Annotated in this window: 2 protein-coding genes; one reads left to right on the forward strand and one right to left on the reverse strand. The window is 69.7% G+C overall.

All coding sequences use genetic code 11. From position 1 onward, the window contains the following. Positions 1–427 (reverse strand): cupin domain-containing protein (locus ACXJKR_RS32070; protein ID WP_457326297.1); only part of this gene is annotated, 427 nt, incomplete at its 3' end. A gap of 109 nt (positions 428–536) precedes the next feature. On the opposite strand from ACXJKR_RS32070, the gene ACXJKR_RS32075 reads away from it, so the two are divergent. After that, positions 537–1582 (forward strand): heavy metal translocating P-type ATPase (locus tag ACXJKR_RS32075; protein WP_457326298.1); only part of this gene is annotated, 1046 nt, incomplete at its 3' end.

The following is a 1582-nucleotide window of genomic DNA, read 5'->3' on the forward strand; positions in this document are numbered from 1 at the left end:
CTTCACAAGGCGCCGGCGCGTCCACCGTCTTGAAGTCCGCCGGCGAGACGATCTCCAGGTACTCCATGTCCGGCGAGTAGTCGAACAGGTAATGCACGATGCCGGGGCGCTGGTGCACGCAGTCGCCGGCCTCGACGAGCGTCACCTGGTCGCCGTACATGAACTTGGCCCAGCCCTTGGTCATCAGCACGATCTGGAACTCCGCCTCATGGCGGTGCCATCCCGTGCCCTTTTCAGGGGCCATGTTCGCCTTCACAAGGTGCGCGATGACCTTGCCCGCCGTGGCCTCGGCCACGCCCAGGTCGCGGTAGAGGAAGAAATCTCTCAGCCCGTCGGGGCGCCAGGGCGTGTCCCCGGGCTTGACATGGGAGAACTGTGTGGCGGACGCGTCGTTGGCGGCGTCCACGGGTATCGACAGATCCGACATGAGTGACCTCCTGAAGTGCTGCAGGCGGTGGAGCACACGCAATATGTGTTCCCGCAAAAGCTTGACCCAGGTCATGGGGGCGGCGGGGCGGGCCATCTAGATTGGCGGCGTGAGTGCACCCCCTCCCGGCTTGTGTGCGGCTGATGCCGACGCCCGCCTCCTCGCCCCCTTTACGACCTGGCCCGACGGCCCGGGCGGTGTGGCGCTGTCGCAGTTCCAGGTGGCGGGCATGCATTGCGCGGYCTGCTCGGGGTTGATCGAAGCGGCGCTGCTGACGCTGCCGGGCGTGCGCGGTGCCAGCGTCAATCCGGCGTCGGCCCGGCTGGCCTTGCAGTGGTTGCCTTCACAGCTCACGCTCGCCGACGTGCTGGCCGCGCTGCAGGTGGCGGGCTACCGGGCCACGCCCGACGTCGCAGCGCCTGCGCGCGAGCTGCGCCGGCAGGAAAGGCGCCAGGCCCTGTGGCGGCTCTTTGTCGCCGCCTTCCTGATGATGCAGGTCATGATGATGGCGACGCCGGCCTACGTTGCCGCCCCCGGTGAGCTCAGCGCCGACCTGGACCGCCTGCTGCGCTGGGCCAGCTGGGTGCTGACGCTGCCTGTCATGGTCTTTTCGGCCGCCCCCTTCATGGTTGGCGCCTGGCGGCAGCTCAGGGCAGGGCGGCTGGGCATGGATGTGCCGGTGGCGCTGGGCATCGCCGTCACCTTCGTGGCCAGCACCGGGGCCTTGTTCGACCCCGGCGGGCCTTTGGGCCACGAGGTCTACTTCGATTCGCTGACGATGTTCGTCGCGCTGCTGCTGCTGGCGCGCTGGTTCGAACTGGGGGCGCGGCATCGTGCGGCGGATGCGCTGGAAGCGGTCGCCGGTGCGTTGCCAACGGCGGCCGAGCGGCTGCGTGAGGACGGCAGCAGTGAACGCGTCGCGCCCGAGGCACTGCGCGTGGGTGATCGCATCCGCGTCGCGGCCGGCGAGGCCTTCGCGGCCGACGGCCGTGTGCTGTCCGGCCAGGGCTGGGCCAACGAGGCCCTGCTGACGGGCGAATCCGCGCCGGTCGCCAAGACGGTGGGCGATGCGGTCGTGGCGGGCAGCATCAACCTCGACGGCTCGCTCATCGTCAGCGTGCTGCGCGTGGGTGCAGACGCGACGGCGCAGGGCAT

It is taken from the genome of Roseateles sp. P5_E11, from assembly GCF_054049355.1.